Source organism: Micromonospora pallida (genome assembly GCF_900090325.1).
GTDB classification, from domain to species: Bacteria; Actinomycetota; Actinomycetes; order Mycobacteriales; family Micromonosporaceae; genus Micromonospora; species Micromonospora pallida.
In genome coordinates this window covers 3,232,082-3,252,870 of sequence record NZ_FMHW01000002.1, presented here as the reverse complement: position 1 = coordinate 3,252,870, position 20,789 = coordinate 3,232,082, and the positions used below count along the sequence as shown (strand labels likewise).

Sequence of the window (20,789 nt, the reverse complement as noted above, 5' to 3'; positions counted from 1 at the left end):
AGCACCTCGACCGACTGCCGGGTCGTCTCTTCGGGGCCTGTTCTCGACGTCGATGGCGTGTTCTCATACCGGAACGACGATGGCGGTGATCTTCTCGGCGGCGGCCCTCGGTCGTCCCGCTCGGTGAACCCTCCGTCTCTCCCTCACGAAAGGGCGACTATGCGTAGAAAATCCACGTTCCAACTGGCGGTCCTGGCCGCCACCGCTTCGACGTTCCTGGCCGCCGGCGGCGCCTCCGGAGCGGTGAACACGGCAGCGCCCGTGACCGCGTCCCCGGGTGTCGAGGCCTGTGAGCCGGGTACCGAGGAGCACAGCGCGGCGCGGGTGCGCGAGGGCGCCACCGCGCACGAGCCGGAGCTGTACTCGAAGAACGAGGCGAACGCCTACGGCGTGATCAAGGACTCGCCACGCCTGGCCAACGGCAGCGTCACCGTGCCCACGGTCTTCCACATGGTCTCCGACCACCCCCTGACCGCCGCCGAGACGGCGCGGTGGAACACCCTGATCGCGGCGCAGATGACGGTGCTCAACGATTCGTTCGCCGGCCGCACGGCGGCGGACGCCGCCGACACGCCGTTCCGGTTCTCGCTCGTCGACACGACGTGGACGGTGAACAGCGACTGGTACACGGTCGTGCCGGGCAAGAACGAGCGGGACATGAAGAAGGCGCTGTACACCGGCGACTCCCGCACCCTGAACGTGTACGCGGCCAACATCGGCGGCGGGCTCCTCGGCTGGGCGTACTTCCCGAAGGGCTACAACAACGGCCGGGACTACATCGACGGCGTGGTGATGCTCGACGAGTCGATGCCGGGCGGAACGGCGGGCAAGTACGCCCTGGGCGACACGCTGACCCACGAAGTCGGGCACTGGCTGATGCTGGAGCACACCTTCGCGCACGGGTGCGCCGCTTCCGGTGACTTTGTCGCCGACACCCCGCGGGAGGCGGTGCCGCAGTTCAACTGCCCGGAGGGCGCGGACACCTGCTCCGCACCCGGTCTGGACCCGATCCACAACTTCATGGACTACACGCAGGACTCCTGCATGAACATGTTCACCCCGGGCCAGGCGGACCGGATGAGCGACGCCTGGGTGGCCTTCCGGGCCGGTGGCGGCAAGTAACGAAGCGCTGGTAGCACGTGTCCGGGTTGGCGGGCCGCAGTCAGTGGCCTGCCAACCCGTTCGTGTCGAGAGACCGGCGCGCCGTACTGCCCGGGGCCGAGCTCGACGAACCGAGAATCCCACCACCCTCCCGGCCGCATCTCGGTGGGCGGGCTTTTTGTGCTGTTTAGTGGCTTATGGTGAGAGGAGCATTCCCGTCGCCCGGCCGAGAGGTGACCGATGACCGAGAGGACGTTGCCGGTACGCGACGTCGACAACTGCTGAGATGGACTGGGCCGGATGGGCGTTGTTCGGGTTGGTCGCCACCATGGTGCTCACCGCAGTGATGATCGCCGCCCAACTGGCCGGCTTCACCCGCCTCGACCTTCCCCTGGTGCTCGGGACCCTCGTCACCGAGGATCCCGACCGGGCCCGGGTCCTCGGATTCGTCATCCACCTCGGCGCCGGTCAGGGCTTCGCCCTCGGGTACGCGATCGCGTTCGCGCTGTTGCACCGCGCGACCTGGTGGATCGGCGCGCTGTTCGGGATGCTGCACGTCGGGATCGCGCTGACGGTGCTCCTGCCGCTGCTTCCGGGTGTCCACCCGCGGATGGCCTCGGAGCGGGCGGGCCCCGCCAGCACGGCCGTGCTGGAGCCGCCCGGCCTGTTCGGCCTGAACTACGGCCTCCAGACTCCCGCGGTCACGGTCGTCGTCCACATCATGTACGGGGTCGTCCTCGGATCGCTCCTCAACCATGACTGACGGGCCGGATGTGACATGCCGTCGGCGTCCGGCGCCGATCAGCGAGTACGGGCTGTTGGGTGACACTCGCACCGCCGCCCTCGTCGCCGCTGACGGCGGAATCGACTGGCTCTGTGTGCCCCGCTTCGACGGCGAGCCCCTGTTCGGTCGGCTGGTCGGCGGTCCGGAGGCGGGAACGTACCGGGTGGGCCCGGCCCGGCCGGCGATGGTGGTCGAACGACGTTACCGGCAGCACACCGCCACCCTGACGACGACGTGGGCGGTGGGCAGCGGTCGGCTCACCCTCACCGAGGCGATGGTGGCCGAGATCAGCGGCCGCCTGCTACCCACGACCCTGATCGTGCGGCGCCTGTCGGCCGAGGCGGCGGCGGTCGACGCCGTCGTCGAGTTCGACCCCCGCCTCGGCGCACGGCACCGCCGTCCCCGGGTCGACCATCGGGGCCACGCCCTGCTGTGCGAGTGGGGGGCGCTCGCGGTCTCGCTGGGCGGCGCACCCGGCCTTCCCATCGAACCGGGTCGGGCCATCCCGATCACGGTCAGGCCGGGGGATCCGGTCATCCTCGTGCTGGCGGTGGCTCACCGCGAACCGGTGATCCACGTCGAGCCGGCAGCAGCCTGGGAACTCCTGATCGAGGACGAGCATCGATGGCGTACCTGGACCGCCGAGATCGACAGCTCGCTGCCCTTCCGGGAGGATGTCGTACGAAGCCTGCTGACCATGCGCCTGTTGACCTACTCGCCCTCACAGGCACCGGTCGCCGCGCCCACGACGTCACTGCCCGAGGACCCCGGCGGGATACGGAACTGGGACTACCGCTACGTCTGGCCCCGGGACGCCAGCATCGGCGTCAGCGCCTTCCTCAGCGTCGGCAAACCCGACGAGGCCCACGGGTTCCTCGCCTGGCTGTTGCACGCCAGCCGGCTACAGCGGCCACGCCTGCCGGCACTGCTCACCCTGCACGGCCGTCCCGTACCGGCGGAACGGGTAGTGCCTGGCTGGCCCGGCTATCTCGGCAGCGTCCCGGTGCGGGTCGGCAACGGTGCCGCCGGCCAACACCAGCTCGACGGCTACGGCTGGGTGATCGACGCCGCCTGGGCATTCGCGCAGGCAGGACAGCGCCTCTCCACGGAGACGTGGCGGGCGGTGCGCGGCTTCGCCGACCTGGTCGCCCGTCGTTGGCCGGAGCCCGACGCCGGCATCTGGGAGATTCGCGCCCCCGCCCCACACGTACATTCCAAGCTCATGGGCTGGCTCGCCCTGGACCGAGCCCTATGCATCGCCGAGACCCACCCGCTGTCGGACCGCCAACGTCGACGCTGGCAGCACGCACGAGACGCCGTCGCCGCCGAGGTCCGATCGCGCGGCTTCGACCCGGCGGCGGGCAACTACGTCCGCAGCTACGACTCGACCGAACTGGACGCGGCCCTGCTCGTCCTGCCGCTGCTGGGCATGGACGACGTCGGATCGCCCCGAGTGCAGGGCACCATCGACGCCATTCGGGCCAGGCTCTCCGCCGGTGGTTCGCTGCTCTACCGCTACCCGCCGGGCCGGGACGGCTTTCCTGGTACGGAGGGCGCGTTCCTGCCCTGCTCGTTCTGGCTCGTCCAGGCCCTCGCCCGCGTCGGACGCCGCCGCGAAGCGGTCGAGCTGTTCCAGGCGGTGGTCGACCACGCCAGCCCGCTCGGCCTCTACGCCGAAGAACTGGACCCCACGACCGGTGCCCACCTCGGCAACTACCCCCAGACGCTGACTCACGCCGCGCTCGTTCAGGCCGCGCTCGCCATCCGGGACGCCCCCGCGACCGGCCCTGAATCCGCCTGAGCGGCCGTACTGCTCTGGGAAAGCACAAGCGGAGTCACGAGCCTTGCTGTTGACCGCAGGTCAGGCCGGGCAGACGTCTCGGCATCACGGCGGAGGCCCATGCCGGACCGGCCGGCGCCGGCTGGAAAGACCAAGCCAGCGTCGACCCGACCGTTGGTAACGGCTCCTACCTGCCCGACACGTCAGGGGCCTGGTTGCGAGCCGGGTAGCCAAGGACCCGCACGAGATTGCCGGTCGCCGCGGCGAAAGCCTCGTAGATCTCGTCGTCGAAGTGATTACGCCAGTCGCCGGCCTTGCCCTTCCGGTAGTGGGAGACCTGTCCCGGGCTCTCTTGACCCTTCCGCATCCTCGAGAAGCTGTAGCGGGAGAGGAGAGCCTCCAACTCGGCGGGCGGTAGGGTGATCCCGCAGTGTCGCATCAGCTGGTCCACTTCATCCAGCTGCCGTTCGCCGGTGAGGTCTTCATACCGGAACAGGCGGAAGGTCTCGGATTTCGGCGCAACCGCCCACGACCGAAGCTGCTTGAAGAGGTATCGCTCGGACAGGCGATTGATGACGAACAGCAGTCCTTCCTTCATCGGCATTTCCTGAAGAGCCTTCCGCGCCTGCGGGATGTCGCCCATCGGTGCGTGTGAGTTTCGGAGCGAGAAGTAGCTCGAAATGACGATGTCGCGCGGGTCCCGAATCACGAAGAAGGCGCGGTAGGTGCCAGGTTTGGAGATGTTCTCGAAGCGCGGATAGGAATGGAAAAGGGCCAGGGCCGCACGGCCGCGCGGGACGATTGGCAGGGCGGAGGGCTGCCGCTTGTAGAAGCGCGGGTCGTAGGGCAGCAGTCCGGAATGCTGGTAGACGACGGGATCGCTGAACAGGGCCTTGATCCACTGGCTGCCTGTCTTGTGTACCGTGCAGTGGAAAATATTGTCGAACTCGCACCGGGCGACCACTGGAACGGTGAGCCGCACCCTGGCGTTGTGGGCTTCGAGTTGCGCTCGTCGCGCCCAGACGCGCATGGAATTGGGTGTGTGGTGCTTGGCGAGCTTGACGGTGCGATTGATCATCGTCCAAACCTTGTTCGTGCGTGTGGAGCAGGGGAGAACTCTGGTTCTTGTCGACGTGGGACGCGTCGGCTAGAATCTCGAGGTTTCGCCTTCTCTGTCTCGTGTGTCTGGATGTCGCTAGGAATATCCCCGACGATCCTATTAATGTCAATCCCTGCGGTGGGCAACTGGCTGTAGTGGCTGAATAGTCAGGGTTGGAAGCTGCCCTGGAGTTCCTGGACCGGGCGTGACAGCAGGCAGAACTCGTTGCCCTCGGGATCAGCAAGCACGACCCAGCTCACGTCGGAGGGCTGCCCCACGTCGACGCGTCGTGCGCCGAGGGTGAGTAACCGGTCAAGCTCCTCGGCGGTGGACACACCGTCGGCACGCAGGTCGACATGCAACCGGTTCTTGGTCACCTTGCCCTCCGGCACAGCCGCCACGTCGATCATCGGCCAGGAACGGTCGGCGGCTGCGATGGTGATCACCTCAGCGTCTTCATCGACAACCTGCCAGCCGAGAACGGAGCACCAGAAGTCGGCGATCAGTTGTGGTCGGACGGCGTCGATGGCGATGACGGCAAGACGGCTCGGCATGCCGTCATTCTCACCCGGGCGACGCGTCAGCCCCATCTCGGCGGACGCGAGCGCCCATGCCGGTCTCCGTCACCGCCCACCGGTGCGCGGTCACGCTCCGGCTGTCACAGGTCCGTGCCAGGATCGTCGCCGTGACTGGATGGAGCTACAACGATCGCCCCGAGGGTGTCAGGTTCCTGGCCGAGCGGATCGCGGAGCCAGGCCGTGGGGAGATCGAGGACGAGATCTGGAACTGGGTCGTGCAGGGCGAGGAGGACGCCGGCGAGTTCGTGGACTGCTTTGACGTGGACGAGCAGCGTCATGGCGCCAACGACGAGGAGCTCAGGGCGGCGTACGAGAAGGCGTTGGCCGCCCGGCGGGAGCAGCAGCGGGAGTGGGGTGCGGTGCGGAGCAACCTCACCCGTGCCTTCGTCGAACTCACCGGACTCGGCGTGGTGGCCAGGGAGAACTTCACCTGCTGTGGCACCTGCGCGGCCGCTGAGATCCACGAGGAGCGGGACGACTCCCGGCATTGGCACGGGTATCTCTGGTACCACCAGCAGGACACGGAGTCGCTGATCGCGAGCGAGGACGGCGAGGTCTACCTCGGCTACGGCGTCTATCCGCCGCCGGACTTCGACGAGGACGCCTATGCCGCCCTACCGGAGGCCGAACAGCAGGCCCGCTACCAGGCCGACCTGGAACGGCTACTGGACGAGATCGCTTTTCCGGTGCTCCGCAAGTACGGCATGCGGGTGGAGTGGAACCGCAAGCAGTCCCGCCGGATCCGGGTCACCGGCGCCCAGTGGTATGCGCCGTTGAGCTGACTGCCGCAGGACTTCCACACCGCCGGAGGAGGCACCCGTGAAGCCCGAGATCCCCGAGCCGGCGTGGCTCTCCCCGGAAGTCGCCTACGTCGGTGATCTGGCCGCCGCATTGCAACGGGTCGCCGTCGAGATCGGCGTGGACGTTGGAGACGTGACCACCAACGAGCACAGCCCCCTGTCGCACGCGAGGGTGGCCAGCGCGGTGCCGGAGCGCGAGGCGCTGGGTGTCTCCGTCGACCAGGTCAACCGGTGCTTCTCCCTAGGCGGGTGGGGGCAGGGCATCCAGTTGCTCACCGGCAGCACCGACGACCTGGCCGAGGTGGTGCGGCTGGCCCACGTGTGGCGTACAGGCGTGCCGCTGGTCGAGATCCGACGCCGGGCACCCTTCGTCACAGTCAGCGAACGGGCGCTGGCCCACGAGCGCGGCCCGGAGCACGTGGTGGCGTACCAGTGGCGTCAGCTTTTCGCCGACGTCGAGGAGCAAGCGGACTGGCCCGAGTTCGGCGAGCTGGTCCGGGCAGCGTACGGCGAGCCGCGGCTGCGCCAGTTGTACGTCTACACCAGCCACTGGTCGATCCAGTTCTCCACCTGCACCGGGTTCCCCTTCGCGCACGGCGGAGTGCCGCACTTGCAGGCGGCGCACGACCGGTCGCCCTACCGGGTCGTCTCACCGTGCGATGTCCTGGTCGGGGAGACGACCACGCCGCAGGAGGCGGTCGCGCTCGCAGTACGGCGCCTGTCCGACCACACCGGCCCGGCGGTCTCCGGTACTGCCGAGGCGGCACCGACCGACCCGTGGTGGGAGGAGGCCGCGCGTCGGTGTGGACGGGACGCCTGCGGCGACGTGCCCCGGTTTCTCCTCCGAGAGGTCACCGTCGCCCACTGGGAGGCCGTGTTCAACTGGGTCGGTGGCGGGCGGCGGCCGTGGCGGTACGCCGAAGGCGGCGCCGAGCCTCCCCTGCCCACTGCGGCGGCGGTGTTCGCTCGACCCGCCGACGCCCCGCCCGCGACCCTTCAGATGTCCTTGGGTGCTCCGGCGTCCATCCTGACCTTTTATCCGACCTTGGCCAACGAACTCTGCTTCGACCTCGACCTGAGCATGTTGGCCGACGGAGACGGCCGGCTGACGACGCTGCTCGAACTCGTCGACGAAATCTGGCGGAAGACGCAGCTCACCGGCCCCTTCCTGATGGCCCCGCAAACCGACCCGGCCCGCCCGATACTCGCGGTGCACGCGCTGAGCGGTGTCCGTCTACGCCTGCTGGACTGATCCGCCCGGCACCGGCCTGACCGGAGGCCGTCGCTCGCGGGTGAGTGTCTCGGGCTGCTCGGTCACGAGAACCGGTCAGGTGAAGGCCCTCGCCGCGACATCCTCCTCTGCCGCCGACAATGCGCGATGCTCGTGGATTCACGCGCGTTCGTACGTGAGGTCGAAATCCTTCCGCCAGGACGTGCCCCCGTCCTCGGACGCCTCCCAACGGCCGAGAATCCGGTCCTTCTCGACGTCGGCGACGAAGCGCTGGTGGAAGTCCGGGTCCGCACGGTGCATCGTCCAGTGTCCGCCGTCGAAGGTCATCGCGAACTCGCGGCAGACGCCACGGTTGTCCTGGGAAAGCGCGACGAACCGGTCGTTCGCATCGCTGCGGCCGAGGACGAAGCTCATCTCGGAACCCTCGTGCCCGCCGCCACCGAACTCCATGCGCACGACCAGGAGCGACTCTCCGAGCCACTCGATGGCGGCGGTGCCCGGCACCGTGGTGCCGGGCGGTTCGAGGAAGAAAGCGTCCGAAATCGTCGTCGTCCAGTTCCCGACGAGCCCGTCGAGCTTCGCCATCTCGGTGTTGCGCATCGTTTCCTCCGATCGGTCCGACGCCATTCGACGCGTGCGCGAGCATGGCCAGCGTACGGATCGGGGGAGCGACGAGTCATCGCGCCGGACCTCGGACACGCAGCGGTACGGGACCCACCTTGTCAGTCGACGACGGGTGGCGCCGTCCTCGCCGCAGCTGCCAGAGCTGCCGCTGCGCTGGCGTACGGGTTGTAGGTGTACGTCCGAGACAGGCTGCCCGGGATGGTGAAGTACTCGACGGCCAGCTTCGCCGGATCGCTGGCGATCTGGCCTCGGCCGGGCAGGTCGTCGCGGTCGTCCCAGCCCCACGGCGCGTTGGCCGAGTTGATCGAGCAGTCGAGCGTACCCACGCCACAGTCGCCGGAGTCGTCACCGGCGAAGGTACCGAGGTTTGCGAACAGGCTGGTGTTGGCCCGCTGCGCCCACAGGCCGCCACTCGCGAAGATGTCGACGAGCTTGTACCGCACGTCGCGGTCGTTGCCGCTGCTCGGCGTCTCCGCCACGGTCGACGGGTAGTAGACGATGCCGTCGCCGTTGATGTTGTACTGCGGGTACGCCTTCAGGCCGTGCCCCTTCGCCTCCTGCGCGGTCACCGGATGCAGGAACGTGTCGTGCGGCGATGCCTGGAGTTGCAGGGTGCCGTCGATGCTTTCCCGACCGCTCGTCCAGGTGCTTCCGGCCGGGGTGTACGAGAAGAAGTCTGAATGCGCCACGGTGACCGCGGAGCGCAGCACCCCGTACGTGGAGCCGTCCCGTTGGATCGCGAGCAGCACGCCCTCGCCGTCGTTCTCGTGTTCGGTCTCGAAGAACGCGCTGTCCGTCCAGTCCCGGGGGTGGAAGAACAGGTACGTGACGTACCAGTGCGTGCTCGTCTCCACCACGGAGTAGTAGGCGTGTGCGGCGAACGAGACGCCCGTCTGGCCGGCGCGGTCCCAGTTGTTGCGTCCGTTGAGATCGCCGTCGAAGTCGATCTTCGTGATGTAGTCGGACTTGCCGCCGAGCGCGTGGCTGCCGGTGACGTCGACGTCCTGGTAGTGGATCGGTGCCCAGCGCAGCGCCAGTTCGGCCCGGGTGACCGCCGCGTTCGCCGGTGCGGGTACCGCGAGCCCCACTGTCACGAGCGCCGCAGCCGCCACGGTTGCCACCAGGGATCTGCCAGCGAGCCTGCACTTGTCGAACATGTGTGCTCCCACGTCAGAGGTGCCGATCAATAGACATTAATCTATCTCGCCTACGACCCTGGCGTGTGCTCGGTCGACGAAGAGGGGGTGCCGCCGTGTCGTCACGGTCATAGATATATGCCAGTATCGATATTGCGCTTGGTTGCGCACCCGTGACTTCTGGTGATCGGAGCGTCGTGACGCAGCTTTCCTTCTGGGGCCCGGAGGACGCCCCGACGCCGAAGCTCACCGCACCCGGGTCGGTCCCCCTGCGGCTGCTGATCACCGTCAAGGCGGCACCGGAACCGTCCGCTCGCTACGGCGAAACCGTCTGCGTTGGTGCGTTGAGCGTCGACCCTCGCCGGCGGGGCTGGATCCGGCTCTACCCCATCACCGTCGAGGATCACCTGAAGGCCGAGTCAGCCCGGCGCGGCTACCTGGATCCGTACGTCGAGGACTCCCTGTGTGAACTCATCGTCCGTGCGCGCGACAGCGCGGACGCGAGGTCCATCGCCCTGATCCGGGTCGCGGACATCGCGGCGCTGAAAATTCATCGCCATCCCGGCTGGTCACCCGAGCAGCACAAGAAGATCAGCGCCTACCTCAACCAACGGGACATCCTCGGCGACCACCAGCGTGGCCCGCTGCAAGCGCCCCGCTTCACCGGCTTCTACCATTACCGCTGCGCCGATCGCCGCTGCCGTGGCCACGTGCAACGCCTGCGGGACTCGGAGTTCGTCGCCCGGCAGCGCCACCTGGGCAGGCTCTCCGACGCCGAGGCCGTCGAGCAGCTCACGACCACGTTCCTCACCCGGCTGTGCTCGGCCGATCGGGACGTTGCCTTCTACGTCGGTAACCAGGCCCGCCGGCCGCAGACGTTCAGCGTCGGTGGCGTCTACGCGCCGAGACATCCCCGGACCCGGAACCGGCTGGACCCCCAGCGATGAGGTTCAACAGCACATCGGCATGGCAGTCGTCGTCCAGTCGGCACCAGCACGCCAGGGTGCGCCCGGTCAGCTCCCGGCGCGCCCGCTCGACCAGTTCCGGCTGCTGATCCAGCCACTGTCGGTAACGCCGCAGGGCCTCTTCCCGGCCGTACTGGCGGACGCCAAAGGGATTCGCCCATGGGGAACGCCGCAACCCGAAGCCCTGACGGCCCACATACACCGCCCCCGGGGGCACCACCGGATGGTAGAGATCACCCGACACCCGCACGCGCGACCCGCTCAGCGCCATTCCCGACCGACGGCCTTCGGTGTTCGGCTCCTCCTGCACAGTCCCTTACCGTACTGGCCTGGCTCTGAATGCTCCGCCAAACGCTCCGTCGGCAACGCCCGGCCGACTCGGCCGGGCGTTGCCTGTCGCGCTGTCGTACCGCCGTCCACAAGATCATCGTTGTTCACCTGCCGGCTTGGTTCACGGCCGTGGATGGCCGAGCGGGCGCGGTTCTATCCTGGCGCGGTGCCGTACGCCGACCTCACCTTCGCGCAGTGGAACGACATGCCCGACGGCGCTGCCCGCCGGACGGCTCACGAGATCGCCGATCGACACGGCCTGGCCGTAGTGGGCCTGGAAGAAACGGGGTACGCGGGGCGGTCGCACCGGATGGCACTGTTCGACCGCGACGGGATGCGGTTCGCTCTCGTACCCGGCGGACGGCCGACGCTCGGCTACGATGCGGCCCGATTCCAGCCGGCCCCGGACCAGGTCGCCAGCTACGCCGAGAGCGCCAGTGAGTACGGTCTTCCACCGCTGTCCGAGTACGTGGACGCGATGACATCGTCGGTACGCGTGGCCGAGATCCCCGCGATGCTGGTGGCGGTGGAGGCGTTCGATCCCTGCGAGATCGTTCTCGCCCCGGACGATCCTCGGGTACTCGAACTCGTCGCGTCGGCCGGGAGTCGGCTCGGTGGGGTGAGCATGTTCCGATCTGCTGGTGGGCTGGAGGTGGAGTTCGACCGGTCCGGGCGGGTGGTGCGGGCCCGAGTGACCCGGGAGGTCTCCTACGACGAGGCTATGGCCGGACTCGCGAGCATCGGCTTACGGACGACCACTCCGGATGAGTGGGAGTGGGCGTGTGGAGCCGGCGCGGCAACCCTGTTCCGCTGGGGCGAGGACAACGCCAACGATGGCTATCCGTTCGACTACAAGACCGGTCCGCACCGGCAGAAGAACCTGTGGGGCTTGGCGATCGGGCAGGATCCCTACCGGCACGAGGCGACGAGCGATCGAACCATCGTGTGCGGAGGTGACGGCGGCGGCGCCACATGTGGCGGCAGTGGCTTCTTCCTGGGCTGGCTTACCCTGGCGACCGCCTACCGCGACACCGATTTCGGCCAGTGGCTCGCCTCCGAAGACGGGTACGCCGACGAGATCCTGACCCGGCCCGTCATAGAGCTGAACTGAGGAGCATCAGGGTGAACGACCGGACGCGGGAACTCCTCGACGCCGCCGTACGGAAACAGCTTGATGACCACGGACGAGTCCTGCCGCCGTGGCGGGCGTACCCACAGATCGAGCGATTCAGCATCGGTTGGCGTATGGGTGACGGCGAGTGGCATCTGATGGTGTGGTGGCACTGGTGGGAGTCCGCGCCGATGAACGAGGCTGAGAGAATCGCCTACTTCCAGGCCGATGAGCCGCCGCGCGAGTGGCTGGACTGGGTCGCGCACCAGATCTGGCCGGATGTGGACTTCGGCGAGACGGCGTACGCCCGCCTCGTCGAGTACGGGATCGGTTCTGTGCGGTGACTGATCGTCCGCTGCTGTTTCTCGACGTGGACGGGACGCTTCTTCCCTTCGGCGGGGCCGCGGGGCCGATGGGCGATGACGGCAACCCTCTGCTGGCCGGTCTCGACGTCGGACACGGCCGCCGACTCGCGGCGTTGCCCTGCGATCTCGTCTGGGCCACGACCTGGCTGGCCGAGGCGAACGAGGTGCTCGCGCCACGGCTCGGCCTACCTCAGCTCCCGGTCGTCGACTGGCCAGACGACGACGAGGACGACGGCGGCCGGCTGCACTGGAAGACGCGCCGCCTCGTCGAGTGGGCCGCAGGACGCCCGTTCGCCTGGGTGGACGACGAGATCACCCAGGCCGATCGAGCATGGGTAGCGGCGAACCACCGCGCTCACGCGCTCCTGCACCGGGTTGATCCACGCCGCGGCCTCACCGACGCGGACTACCGAACCGTCGGCCAATGGCTCACCCGGGAAGCCCCGGCGCACGTCTCCGGCGCCGCCGCTGGCCTGGACGCGGGCGCAGTACCTGTGGTTCTCCCGGACCTCGGCGGCCGGCCGGCTGGTCGAGCAGCCCGCCGCAGTCGCCGCCCGTAGCTCGGCCACGGTCCCACCTGAGTACGTCCGGGCGATACGGTCGGTGGATGGAACGCGGCGAGCTGTGGTGGGCCCGGTTCCCCGACGAGCGACCCGTCGTGCTGCTGTCGGGTGGTGCGGGGCCGGAGTTCCGGGCCGTGCAGGTCGTCGCCCCGACCACGCCGGCCGAGAAGCAGGGGTTCGTGCTCATGTCCGGTGAGCAGGCGGTCGACGCCGACGAGCGGCGCCGCGTTGTCGAGGCGGCCGGGCCGGACGCGCGGGCGATCGGCATCGAGGTCTTCTTCGGAACGCAGGAGGGACTCGCCCAGGACGGTGTCGTACGGGTGGCGCTTCCCATGGACGGGAAGATCTTCTGCACCTGGGCGCTGTCCCTCGGCGGGGAGTCCCTGGTCGAGCGGATCGGTGTGCTCTCCCCAGCGAAGCAGCGTGAGCTCGACGTCGCGATGGAGCTGTCCGGCACCGAGTGACCGACGGCCCGGTCGCCGGGCCAATCCGCGACGACGTCCACGAAGGCTGTGGCAGGCCGCGTACCGGATTCAGCTGATTCGCGGTACCCGGGGGAGCGGACGGCAAAAGACAAAGGCAGGAAGAACTCTCCCTGCCACTCTTAACGTATAGCGCACTGGGGGGCTTGCGGCAAGACCCGGGTCGTGGCGCAGAATCGTCCGCCGAGCCCACAACCTGCGGAAATGGGGCACGACATGCGCGCCCCGGAGGTATCACAATGATCGAGCAGTACGTGTTGGATCTTCACGATGTTGACGAGACGCAGGTCGCGGTCGTTGGCGGCAAGGGCGCGCACCTGGGCGGGCTGTCGCGGATCGACGGCGTCCGCGTGCCGGCTGGCTTCTGCGTGACGACGGACGCCTTCCGGCGAATCATGGCGGAAGCGCCGTCGATCGACGATCGGCTCGATGCGCTGTCGCGCCTGAACCTCGCCGACCGGGAGGCGATCCGCACGCTCAGCGCCGGGATCCGCCGGACCATCGAAGAAATCGCCATCCCGGACGATCTCGCGGCGGCGATCACCCGCGCGCTCGCCCAGCTCGGCGAGCAGGCCGCCTACGCCGTTCGGTCCAGCGCGACGGCAGAGGACCTGCCCACGGCCTCCTTCGCCGGCCAGCAGGACACGTACCTGAACGTCGTGGGGTCGGCGGCGATCCTCCAGCACGTCAGCCGCTGCTGGGCGTCGCTGTTCACCGAGCGGGCCGTGACCTACCGCAAGCGCAACGGCATCGACCACCGTACGGTCGACATGGCCGTGGTCGTACAGCAGATGGTCTTCCCGCATGCGGCCGGCATCCTGTTCACGGCCGACCCCGTCACGGGCAACCGGAAGGTCGCCACCGTGGACGCCAGCTTCGGCCTCGGCGAGGCCCTGGTCTCCGGCCTGGTGAACCCGGACGTCTACCGGGTGCGAGACGGCGGGATCGTCGCCAAGGCGGTCGCCGCCAAGCAGCGTGCCGTGCATGCGCTGCCGACGGGCGGGACGCAGGAAGTGGTCATCGACCCGCAGCGACAGGAGCAGCCAGCGCTGACGGATACGCAGGTCGTACGACTCGTGCAGCTCGGCCGACGGATCGAGGCGCACTTCGGCCGCCCACAGGACATCGAATGGTGCCTGGTCGACGAGGACTTCCAGATCGTCCAGAGCCGGCCGATCACCACGCTGTTCCCCATCCCTGCGGCCCCCGACGCGGAGAACCACGTCTACCTCTCCGTCGGCCACCAGCAGATGATGACCGACCCCATGAAGCCCCTGGGGTTCTCCATGTGGCAGCTGACGGCCATGGCGCCGATGCACGAGGCCGGCGGGAGGTTGTTCGTCGACGTCACCCGGCACCTGGCCACGCCCACCGGCCGCGCCGGCTTTTTGGAGATGGCCGGGAAATCCGATCCGCTGACCAGGGACGCCCTGGAGACCGTCATCGAGCGCGACTTTGTCCCGTCACTCCCGGACGCGGGTCCCGGCGGGACGCCGGCCGGTGGCGCGCCTGCCCCGATCGAGACCGATCCGGCCATCGTCACCGAGCTGATCGAGCGCAGCCAAGCGTCCATCACCGCCCTGCGACGCGACATCCGGACGAAGACCGGACCGGCGCTGTTCGACTTCCTGCTGGAGGCGTTCCAGGATCACAAGCGGGTCCTCGGCGATCCGCTGAGCATGCAGGCGATCATGGCGGGGATGGAGGCCACCTGGTGGCTCAACGACCAGCTACAGGAGTGGCTGGGCGAGAAGAACGCGGCCGACACGCTCACCCTGTCCGCCCCCGACAACGTCACCTCCGAAATGGGACTGGCGCTGCTCGACGTCGCCGACGTCATCCGACCGCACCCGGAGGTGGTGGCGTTCCTGCGAGGCGTCGAGGACGAGGACTTCCTGGACGAACTGCCGAAGCTCCCGGGTGGAACCGAGGCACGCGACGCCATCGAGGCCTACCTAGAGCGATACGGCATGCGCTGCGTCGGCGAGATCGACATCACGAGGCCACGCTGGAGCGAACGCCCCACCACCCTCGTGCCCCTGATCCTCGACAACGTCCGGAACTTCGAGCCGGGCGCCGCCGAGCGGCGCTTCGAGCAGGGACGGCAGAAGGCGCAGGAGAAGGAACAGGACGTGCTCGCACGCCTGCGAGCCCTGCCGGACGGGGAGCAGCAGGCCGACGAGACCAAGCGGATGATCGACCGGGTCCGCACCTTCATCGGGTACCGGGAGTACCCGAAGTACGGCATCATCAGCCGCTACTTCGTCTACAAGCAGGCCCTGATGGAAGAGGCCGAGCGCCTCGTGCAGGCCAACGTGCTCCGGGAGAAGGAGGACGTCTTCTACCTCACCTTCCAGGAGTTCCACGACGCCGTGCGCTCGGGCAGGGTGGACGACCAGCTCATCCAGCGGCGCAAGGAGGCGTTCCGGTCGTATCAGGGGCTCACGCCACCCCGGGTCTTGACGTCCGACGGCGAGGCCCTCACCGGGGCGTACCGGCGCGACGACGTGCCGGCCGATGCCCTGATCGGCCTCCCGGTCTCCGCCGGGACCGTCGAGGGGAGGGCCCGGGTCATCCTCGACCTGGCGGAGGCCGACCTCGAGGCGGGCGACATCCTGATCACGGCCTATACCGATCCCAGTTGGTCGCCCCTGTTCGTCGCGATCGCGGGTCTGGTGACGGAGGTGGGCGGCCAGATGACCCACGGCGCGGTGATCGCCCGGGAGTACGGCCTGCCGGCCGTCGTCGGAGTGGTGGATGCCACCCGGCTCATCCGGGACGGGCAGCGGATCCGCGTGCACGGGACCGACGGGTACGTCGAGATCCTGCCCTGACCGACCACACCGTGAATGCGCGGGCGCTCCTATGGATGCCAGTCGGGTGAGGACGGTCGGCGGGCCCAGGTGAGGAAGCGGGTGGCCAGGGTCGGCGCGGCCGTCGGGGGTAGCTGACCTGCGGCCTCCAGCATCAGCGCGGCCAGGTACATCAGCAGGTTCGTCCGGTGACCCCGGTACTCGGTGAGCAGGGCGAGGCGGGCCGGCGAGCAGGGCCACGGGGCACCGCACACCCGGCACCGCCACGAGGGCCGGGCGGCGACGTGCTCCCGGGAAACGCGACGATACGGGCTCCGGCGGAGACGAATGCCATGGTCAGGCACGCTCACCGTCGACCTCCTCTTCCTCAACAGCGCGACGGTCGCCGCTGGATGGGCCGCCCCCGCCTTCCCACAGGGCGGCTCCGCCTCGCCACGAGGACGGCTCACCTCCCACGGGGGCGGCCCGGCAGGTGCGGTCGCCGGGTCACGCCTCCACCGACCACGCCGCCTCTGCCCAACACCCTCCCTGCTTGTAGTCAGACAGCTACAGCCCGTTAGGGTGTGGCGTCCAGACATTCGTGACGTCCGACAGGAGCCGAATGAACGACGCGTTGCGCGCTGCCCTGAACGCCACGGGCCACACCACCGAAACTCTCGCCGAGCGAGTCGGCGTCGACCCGAAGACGACCATGCGCTGGCTGGTCGAGGACCGCATCCCACACGCCCGGCACCGGTTCGCCGCCGCCGAGACACTCGGCAAGGATGTCTCGGACATTTGGCCGGACACTTACCGACGGAAGATTCCTGTCTGGTTCCGCCCCTGGCAGGAGATCGAACGGGAGGCGGTGGCGCTGCGGTCGTACGAATCGGTGGTGTTGCCGGGCCTGCTCCAGACCGAGACGTACGCGCGGGCCGTGCTCACCCACGGCGGCCTGATCCCCCGGGGTGAGGTCGAGCGGCACCTGGCCACCCGGATGGCCCGGCAGGGCATCCTCACCCAGGACAATCCGCCCCGGTTCACCGCCGTGCTCGACGAGGCGATCCTGCGCCGACCGGTCGGCGGCCGGCGGACCATGCACGAGCAACTGCGCGCCCTGGTCGCCGTCGCCGAGCACCCGCACATCAGGATCCACGTGGTGCCGTCCACAGTGGGGGCCTACGCTGGGCTGAACGGTCCGTTCGTGCTGGCCACCAGCGAGGACCACCGCACTGCGGCCTACCTGGACAACCAGGTGCGGGGTCAGGTGGTCAGCGAGCCGGACGACATCGCGGCGATACTGGCGGCCTGGGAGAACGTTCGGGGCGAGGCGCTATCCCACTGGCAGTCAGTCGACCTCATCACGGAAGTGGCGGAGACATGGACCTGACCGGCGCGATCTGGCGGAAGAGCAGCCGCAGCAGCGGCAACGGCGGGAACTGCGTGGAGGTGGCCGACAACCTCACCGACGTTGTCGGCGTACGCGACAGCAAGGACCCGCACGGCCCGGCGCTGACCTTCACCCCCACCGCCTGGCGGGCCTTCGTCACCCGGTTCACCCGCCACGACTGACCCCGCATGCCACGAGCCGGCGTCCGTTGCGGACGCCGGCTCGTTCACCGTTCCAGATGAGATGACGACGGGCCGCCAGCTCAGGTCAGGTCACACCTTTGCCCCTCCGAGTCGGAACCCAACTCCGCGTTGAACCCGCAGGCCAACGACGAACAGGCGCACAATTACCACCTGGTCAGCCACAACCCCGAAGTCATCTATTTCGGCGACGAGACAAGACATAGCCGACCACTGTTGCTGACACGCCAATCAGGATGATCGGGAGTGAATCAAGTAACGCGATGCCGAGAAACATCACCAATGCGCCTCCCACTGACAGCGCATAGCTCTGGGGATGTGTACGGTATCCGGGTGGTCGCCAGCGACGCCACACCGGCCCGATTTCTCTATCCTCAGTCACGTCGATACCCCCTCCGCCCCTTCTGGCCGGCGCGACGCCGGTCCCTACGAATCAGAAGGACGAACACCGTCGCGCTGGCCACCGATATCGTCGCCATGATGGCCCCGTCCACCCAATCTTTAGCAGGGTCGGCAAATATGACCACCGCGAACACGCCAGTCATAATCGAGATGATTAGCGGTATTCCCCGGTCAACCAGTCGATGATGCCGACGTTCACTTTCGATCATCGCCGCACGGTCAGCTTCGCTCCGGTGGGCCATGCCCAGCCCGAGACTCGACGAGTATCCCATCAAAATAATTGCCGCAAGGAAGGCGAGAGTAAAGAGAGCAACAATGACCCCCTTCGGCACCGCAGCGATATCCATCCGTCAACAGCCCCAACCACTATAAGCGCTAGCAAACGGATTACGTTTGGATTCGATTGACCATTCCGTCACGACGCCCGCAGCTCGCCCTCGGTCGATGGGACCATCATGACGCGGACCGAGGTTCTGCGCGATCTGCTGCACAACGGCCGGGACTGCGACACGCCCCGGCTGGACGCGATCGCCGCCGGGCTCGGCCTGCCCGTGGCCGACGTGCTCGTGGTCGCGGACCGTCCGGTGCCAGGTCATCTACTGCCGCCACGCCGCGACAAGAACACTGACGGCGCGGTTCGACTCAGGCATCCTCGGCAGGCCAGAACTGGTCGTCTTCCTCGTCCGGAGATGCGGGAGCGTACTGCTGGGGCTTGCCCTCCCGGATCATCCAAACCCGGAAGAACGACTGCTCCTGGTCCATGACGAACAGCTGTACGGCGTTCGGAGTACGCCATTGAATCGAGCCGAAATGCTCGACAACGGCATCAAGATCGGCATGGTTGAGTGCTCCCGCGTACACGTCACACTCCGGGTACTTGCGCCCACCCCACTGGGTGTCCGAACCGGTGATTAGCGTCAGTTGGCCACAACCGCCCGGCGTCATACCTGGCTCACGGCGGGGACACTCCCTGTCGAGCCACCCGCCGAACGCCTCGGCGTTCCGGCAGTCCTCGGGGCTCACCGACAGCATCACGTTGGTCACCCAGCTCATCGCGTCTCCGAATCCACGCCCGAACCGTACAGCCATCCCTCAGTCAAGCCAGGTCTCACTGCCGTGCTTCCGGCCGCGTCCGCACCTGGGAATCAGCCCTTGACCGAGCCGCCGACGATGCCCCGGACGAAGTAGCGCTGGAGGAGGAAGAACACCGCCAGCGGCAGGGCCATCGACACGAACGCCGCCGCGCCGAGCAGGTACCAGCCGCCGCCGAGGGAGTTGACCAGGTTCGCGATCGCCGCCGTCATCGGCAGGTTGTCCGGGTTGGCGAGCCCGATGTAGATCAGCGCGACGAGCAGGTCGTTCCACACGAACAGGAACTGGAAGATCGCCAGCGCGGCGAAGGCCGGCACGCTCATCGGCACCGCGAGCCGGAAGAAGGCCGTGACGTGGGAGGCGCCGTCCAGGGAGGCCGACTCGAAGACGGCGCGCGGCAGGGAACCCATGAAGTTGCGCAGCAGGTAGACCGCGAACGGCAGGCCGTACCCGGTATGGGCCAGCCAGACGGACAGGAACTGCCCGGTGAGCCCCCACTCCGCGAACAGCTTGAGCACCGGGATGAGGGTCGTCTGGAGCGGTACGACGAGCAGCCCGACGATCACCACGAAGAGCACGTCACGGCCGGGGAACTTCATCCAACTGAACGCGTACGCGGCGAAGGCCGCCACGAAGAGCGGGATGACGGTCGCCGGGATCGCGATGAAGAGGCTGTTGACGAACGCCTCGCCGATCCCGCTCTGCTGGAAGACGTCCCGGTAGTTGTCCATCGTGAAGTGGTACGGCGGCGCGAACGCCGTCCACCAGCCGGAGGTGGACAGCTCCTCCTGTGGACGGAACGAGCTGACCAGCAGCCCGACGGTCGGCACCGCCCAGAGGACCATCAGGGTGACGACCGCCAGGTGCAGCAGGAGGTGGCGGCGGGGACGGGCCGGCCGGCGGTCGCCCGCCTTGGTGGTACGGGCAGCCTTGGGCGTTGCGACCGTGGTCATCGGATGGACTCCTGGGCCCGGAACTTACGGATGTTGAACGCCATGATCGGCACGATCGCCAGCAGCAGGACCACGGCGACCGCGCTGGCCCGGCCGAAGTCCCCGACCGTGAACATCTGCTTGATCATCAGGTTGGCGACGACCTCGGTGTCGTAGTTTCCGCTGGTCAGCGTGTAGACGATGTCGAACGTCTTCAGCGAGGTGATGATCATGGTGGTGGCGACCACCGCCAGGGTCGGCCCCAGCAGCGGCAGCGTCACCCGCCGGAAGACCTGCCACTCGTTCGCGCCGTCGACCCGCGCCGCCTCGAGCAGTTCGGCGTCGATTCCCTTGAGCGCGGCCGAGATGATGACCATCGCGAACCCGGTCCACATCCACACCATGACCGCGATCAGCGCGAACGTGCTGAGCCGGAACCCGGGCGACTGGAGCCACCCGAACGGCCCGAGCCCGAGCGTGCCGACGAGCGCGTTGAGCGTGCCCGTCTGCGCCGCGCCCGGCGGCTTGTAGTCGTACATGAACTTCCAGATCACGCCGGCCGCGACCATGCTGATCGCCAGCGGCAGGAAGATGATGCTCTTCGCCAGGGCCTCGTACCGGACCCGGTCGACCAGCACGGCGACCAGCAGCCCGATCCCGACCGTGAACGCGGTGAAGAAGACCAGCCACAGGATGTTGTTGAGCAGGGAGCCGAGGGCGTCGGAGCTGGTGAAGAACCAGCGGTAGTTGTCCAGGCCGACGAACTCCTGGTCCAGCTCGTTCTTGCCGTACAGGCTACGGACGATCGTACGGATCGTCGGATAGACGAGGAAGAAGCCGAGGAACCCGAGCGCGGGCGCCAGCCAGAGCCACGGCCGGACCCGCCGCTGCCAGCGGTCCGAGGTCGCGTCGAGCAGCCGATCGGCCAGCCAGACGTACGCGATCAGCACCGCCGGGACACCCACCACCACCTGGACCGCGGTGATCAGGCGTGAATCCACTCGTACCTCCAGGTCGGAACCGCCGGACGGG

The 20,789-nt window shown here is 68.2% G+C and carries 22 protein-coding genes and 1 pseudogene; 13 read left to right on the top strand and 10 right to left on the bottom strand.

Annotated features, from left to right (window positions below; genetic code table 11):
- Positions 1-159: 159 nt before the first annotated feature.
- The 3 genes from GA0074692_RS13010 (at position 160) to GA0074692_RS13000 (ending at position 3,686) form a co-directional block, all read left to right on the top strand.
- A complete protein-coding gene (locus GA0074692_RS13010) occupies positions 160-1,122 on the top strand; it encodes a zinc metalloprotease (protein ID WP_091644093.1) in 963 nt (320 codons plus the stop codon).
- Positions 1,123-1,387: 265 nt separating this feature from the next.
- Positions 1,388-1,864 (top strand): hypothetical protein, encoded by a 477-nt coding sequence (locus GA0074692_RS13005; RefSeq protein ID WP_091644089.1) that lies wholly within the window; start codon positions 1,388-1,390, stop codon positions 1,862-1,864.
- The gene (locus GA0074692_RS13000; RefSeq protein WP_091644084.1) at positions 1,857-3,686 is read left to right on the top strand and encodes a glycoside hydrolase family 15 protein; all 1,830 of its coding nucleotides are present in this window, start codon (positions 1,857-1,859) and stop codon (positions 3,684-3,686) included. Before GA0074692_RS13005 ends, GA0074692_RS13000 begins: the two co-directional genes overlap by 8 nt.
- Positions 3,687-3,852: 166 nt before the next feature.
- On the opposite strand, the gene GA0074692_RS12995 is transcribed toward GA0074692_RS13000, so the two are convergent.
- Together GA0074692_RS12995 and GA0074692_RS12990 are read right to left on the bottom strand one after the other, a co-directional pair.
- On the bottom strand, positions 3,853-4,743 hold the full coding sequence (locus GA0074692_RS12995; RefSeq protein WP_091644081.1) for a sulfotransferase domain-containing protein: 891 nt from the start codon (positions 4,741-4,743) through the stop codon (positions 3,853-3,855).
- Between the two features lie 188 nt (positions 4,744-4,931).
- Complete coding sequence (locus GA0074692_RS12990; RefSeq protein WP_245730290.1) at positions 4,932-5,354, bottom strand: VOC family protein; 423 nt, start codon at positions 5,352-5,354, stop codon at positions 4,932-4,934.
- A gap of 95 nt (positions 5,355-5,449) precedes the next feature.
- On the opposite strand from GA0074692_RS12990, the gene GA0074692_RS12985 reads away from it, so the two are divergent.
- Together GA0074692_RS12985 and GA0074692_RS12980 are read left to right on the top strand one after the other, a co-directional pair.
- Positions 5,450-6,124 (top strand): DUF6891 domain-containing protein, encoded by a 675-nt coding sequence (locus tag GA0074692_RS12985; protein ID WP_141725264.1) that lies wholly within the window; start codon positions 5,450-5,452, stop codon positions 6,122-6,124.
- A gap of 37 nt (positions 6,125-6,161) precedes the next feature.
- The gene (locus GA0074692_RS12980; protein ID WP_091644070.1) at positions 6,162-7,394 is read left to right on the top strand and encodes a DUF6193 family natural product biosynthesis protein; all 1,233 of its coding nucleotides are present in this window, start codon (positions 6,162-6,164) and stop codon (positions 7,392-7,394) included.
- Between the two features lie 138 nt (positions 7,395-7,532).
- Here the strand turns inward: GA0074692_RS12980 and GA0074692_RS12975 are convergent, their stop codons facing one another.
- Positions 7,533-7,973, bottom strand: coding sequence for a hypothetical protein (locus GA0074692_RS12975; protein ID WP_091644067.1), 441 nt, complete (start codon positions 7,971-7,973; stop codon positions 7,533-7,535).
- Positions 7,974-8,095: 122 nt separating this feature from the next.
- Complete coding sequence (locus GA0074692_RS12970; protein WP_245730289.1) at positions 8,096-9,118, bottom strand: hypothetical protein; 1,023 nt, start codon at positions 9,116-9,118, stop codon at positions 8,096-8,098.
- Between the two features lie 212 nt (positions 9,119-9,330).
- Between GA0074692_RS12970 and GA0074692_RS12965 the strand changes: the two genes are divergently transcribed.
- Positions 9,331-10,080 carry a hypothetical protein gene (locus tag GA0074692_RS12965; RefSeq protein WP_091644060.1) on the top strand — a complete coding sequence of 250 codons (750 nt, stop codon included), beginning with the start codon at positions 9,331-9,333 and terminating at the stop codon, positions 10,078-10,080.
- Here the strand turns inward: GA0074692_RS12965 and GA0074692_RS12960 are convergent.
- Entirely contained in the window at positions 10,013-10,369 is a 357-nt protein-coding gene (locus GA0074692_RS12960) for a DUF4326 domain-containing protein (protein WP_091644056.1), read from the bottom strand. The two genes, GA0074692_RS12965 and GA0074692_RS12960, sit on opposite strands and share 68 nt — an antisense overlap.
- 225 nt (positions 10,370-10,594) lie before the next feature.
- Here GA0074692_RS12960 and GA0074692_RS12955 point away from each other — a divergent pair, with 225 nt between their 5' ends.
- The 5 genes and pseudogenes from GA0074692_RS12955 (at position 10,595) to rph (ending at position 15,783) form a co-directional block, all read left to right on the top strand.
- Positions 10,595-11,539, top strand: coding sequence for a hypothetical protein (locus GA0074692_RS12955; RefSeq protein ID WP_091653368.1), 945 nt, complete (start codon positions 10,595-10,597; stop codon positions 11,537-11,539).
- A gap of 11 nt (positions 11,540-11,550) precedes the next feature.
- Positions 11,551-11,883, top strand: coding sequence for a hypothetical protein (locus GA0074692_RS34700; protein WP_176738437.1), 333 nt, complete (start codon positions 11,551-11,553; stop codon positions 11,881-11,883).
- Positions 11,880-12,341 (top strand): annotated as a pseudogene (locus GA0074692_RS34695) (HAD domain-containing protein); the annotation flags it as partial. The gene GA0074692_RS34700 and the pseudogene GA0074692_RS34695, both read left to right, overlap by 4 nt.
- A gap of 170 nt (positions 12,342-12,511) precedes the next feature.
- Positions 12,512-12,931, top strand: coding sequence for a hypothetical protein (locus GA0074692_RS12945; protein WP_091644052.1), 420 nt, complete (start codon positions 12,512-12,514; stop codon positions 12,929-12,931).
- A gap of 257 nt (positions 12,932-13,188) precedes the next feature.
- Positions 13,189-15,783, top strand: coding sequence for a rifamycin-inactivating phosphotransferase (gene rph, locus GA0074692_RS12940; protein ID WP_091644047.1), 2,595 nt, complete (start codon positions 13,189-13,191; stop codon positions 15,781-15,783).
- 29 nt (positions 15,784-15,812) lie between these two features.
- On the opposite strand, the gene GA0074692_RS12935 is transcribed toward rph, so the two are convergent.
- Positions 15,813-16,112, bottom strand: coding sequence for a flavin reductase (locus tag GA0074692_RS12935; RefSeq protein WP_342672836.1), 300 nt, complete (start codon positions 16,110-16,112; stop codon positions 15,813-15,815).
- Between the two features lie 251 nt (positions 16,113-16,363).
- Here GA0074692_RS12935 and GA0074692_RS12930 point away from each other — a divergent pair, with 251 nt between their 5' ends.
- The gene (locus GA0074692_RS12930; RefSeq protein WP_091644044.1) at positions 16,364-17,131 is read left to right on the top strand and encodes a DUF5753 domain-containing protein; all 768 of its coding nucleotides are present in this window, start codon (positions 16,364-16,366) and stop codon (positions 17,129-17,131) included.
- A complete protein-coding gene (locus GA0074692_RS12925) occupies positions 17,122-17,313 on the top strand; it encodes a DUF397 domain-containing protein (RefSeq protein ID WP_091644040.1) in 192 nt (63 codons plus the stop codon). Before GA0074692_RS12930 ends, GA0074692_RS12925 begins: the two co-directional genes overlap by 10 nt.
- Positions 17,314-17,705: 392 nt before the next feature.
- On the opposite strand, the gene GA0074692_RS12920 is transcribed toward GA0074692_RS12925, so the two are convergent.
- The 4 genes from GA0074692_RS12920 to GA0074692_RS12905 all read right to left on the bottom strand — a co-directional run bounded on the left by GA0074692_RS12920 (position 17,706) and on the right by GA0074692_RS12905 (position 20,758).
- On the bottom strand, positions 17,706-18,080 hold the full coding sequence (locus GA0074692_RS12920; protein ID WP_091644035.1) for a hypothetical protein: 375 nt from the start codon (positions 18,078-18,080) through the stop codon (positions 17,706-17,708).
- Between the two features lie 295 nt (positions 18,081-18,375).
- Positions 18,376-18,786, bottom strand: coding sequence for a squamosa promoter-binding protein 15 (locus GA0074692_RS12915; RefSeq protein WP_091644031.1), 411 nt, complete (start codon positions 18,784-18,786; stop codon positions 18,376-18,378).
- A 92-nt stretch (positions 18,787-18,878) separates the two neighbouring features.
- Positions 18,879-19,778, bottom strand: coding sequence for a carbohydrate ABC transporter permease (locus tag GA0074692_RS12910; protein WP_091644028.1), 900 nt, complete (start codon positions 19,776-19,778; stop codon positions 18,879-18,881).
- Complete coding sequence (locus GA0074692_RS12905) at positions 19,775-20,758, bottom strand: carbohydrate ABC transporter permease (RefSeq protein WP_218106647.1); 984 nt, start codon at positions 20,756-20,758, stop codon at positions 19,775-19,777. Before GA0074692_RS12905 ends, GA0074692_RS12910 begins: the two co-directional genes overlap by 4 nt.
- Between the last annotated feature and the right edge of the window lie 31 nt (positions 20,759-20,789).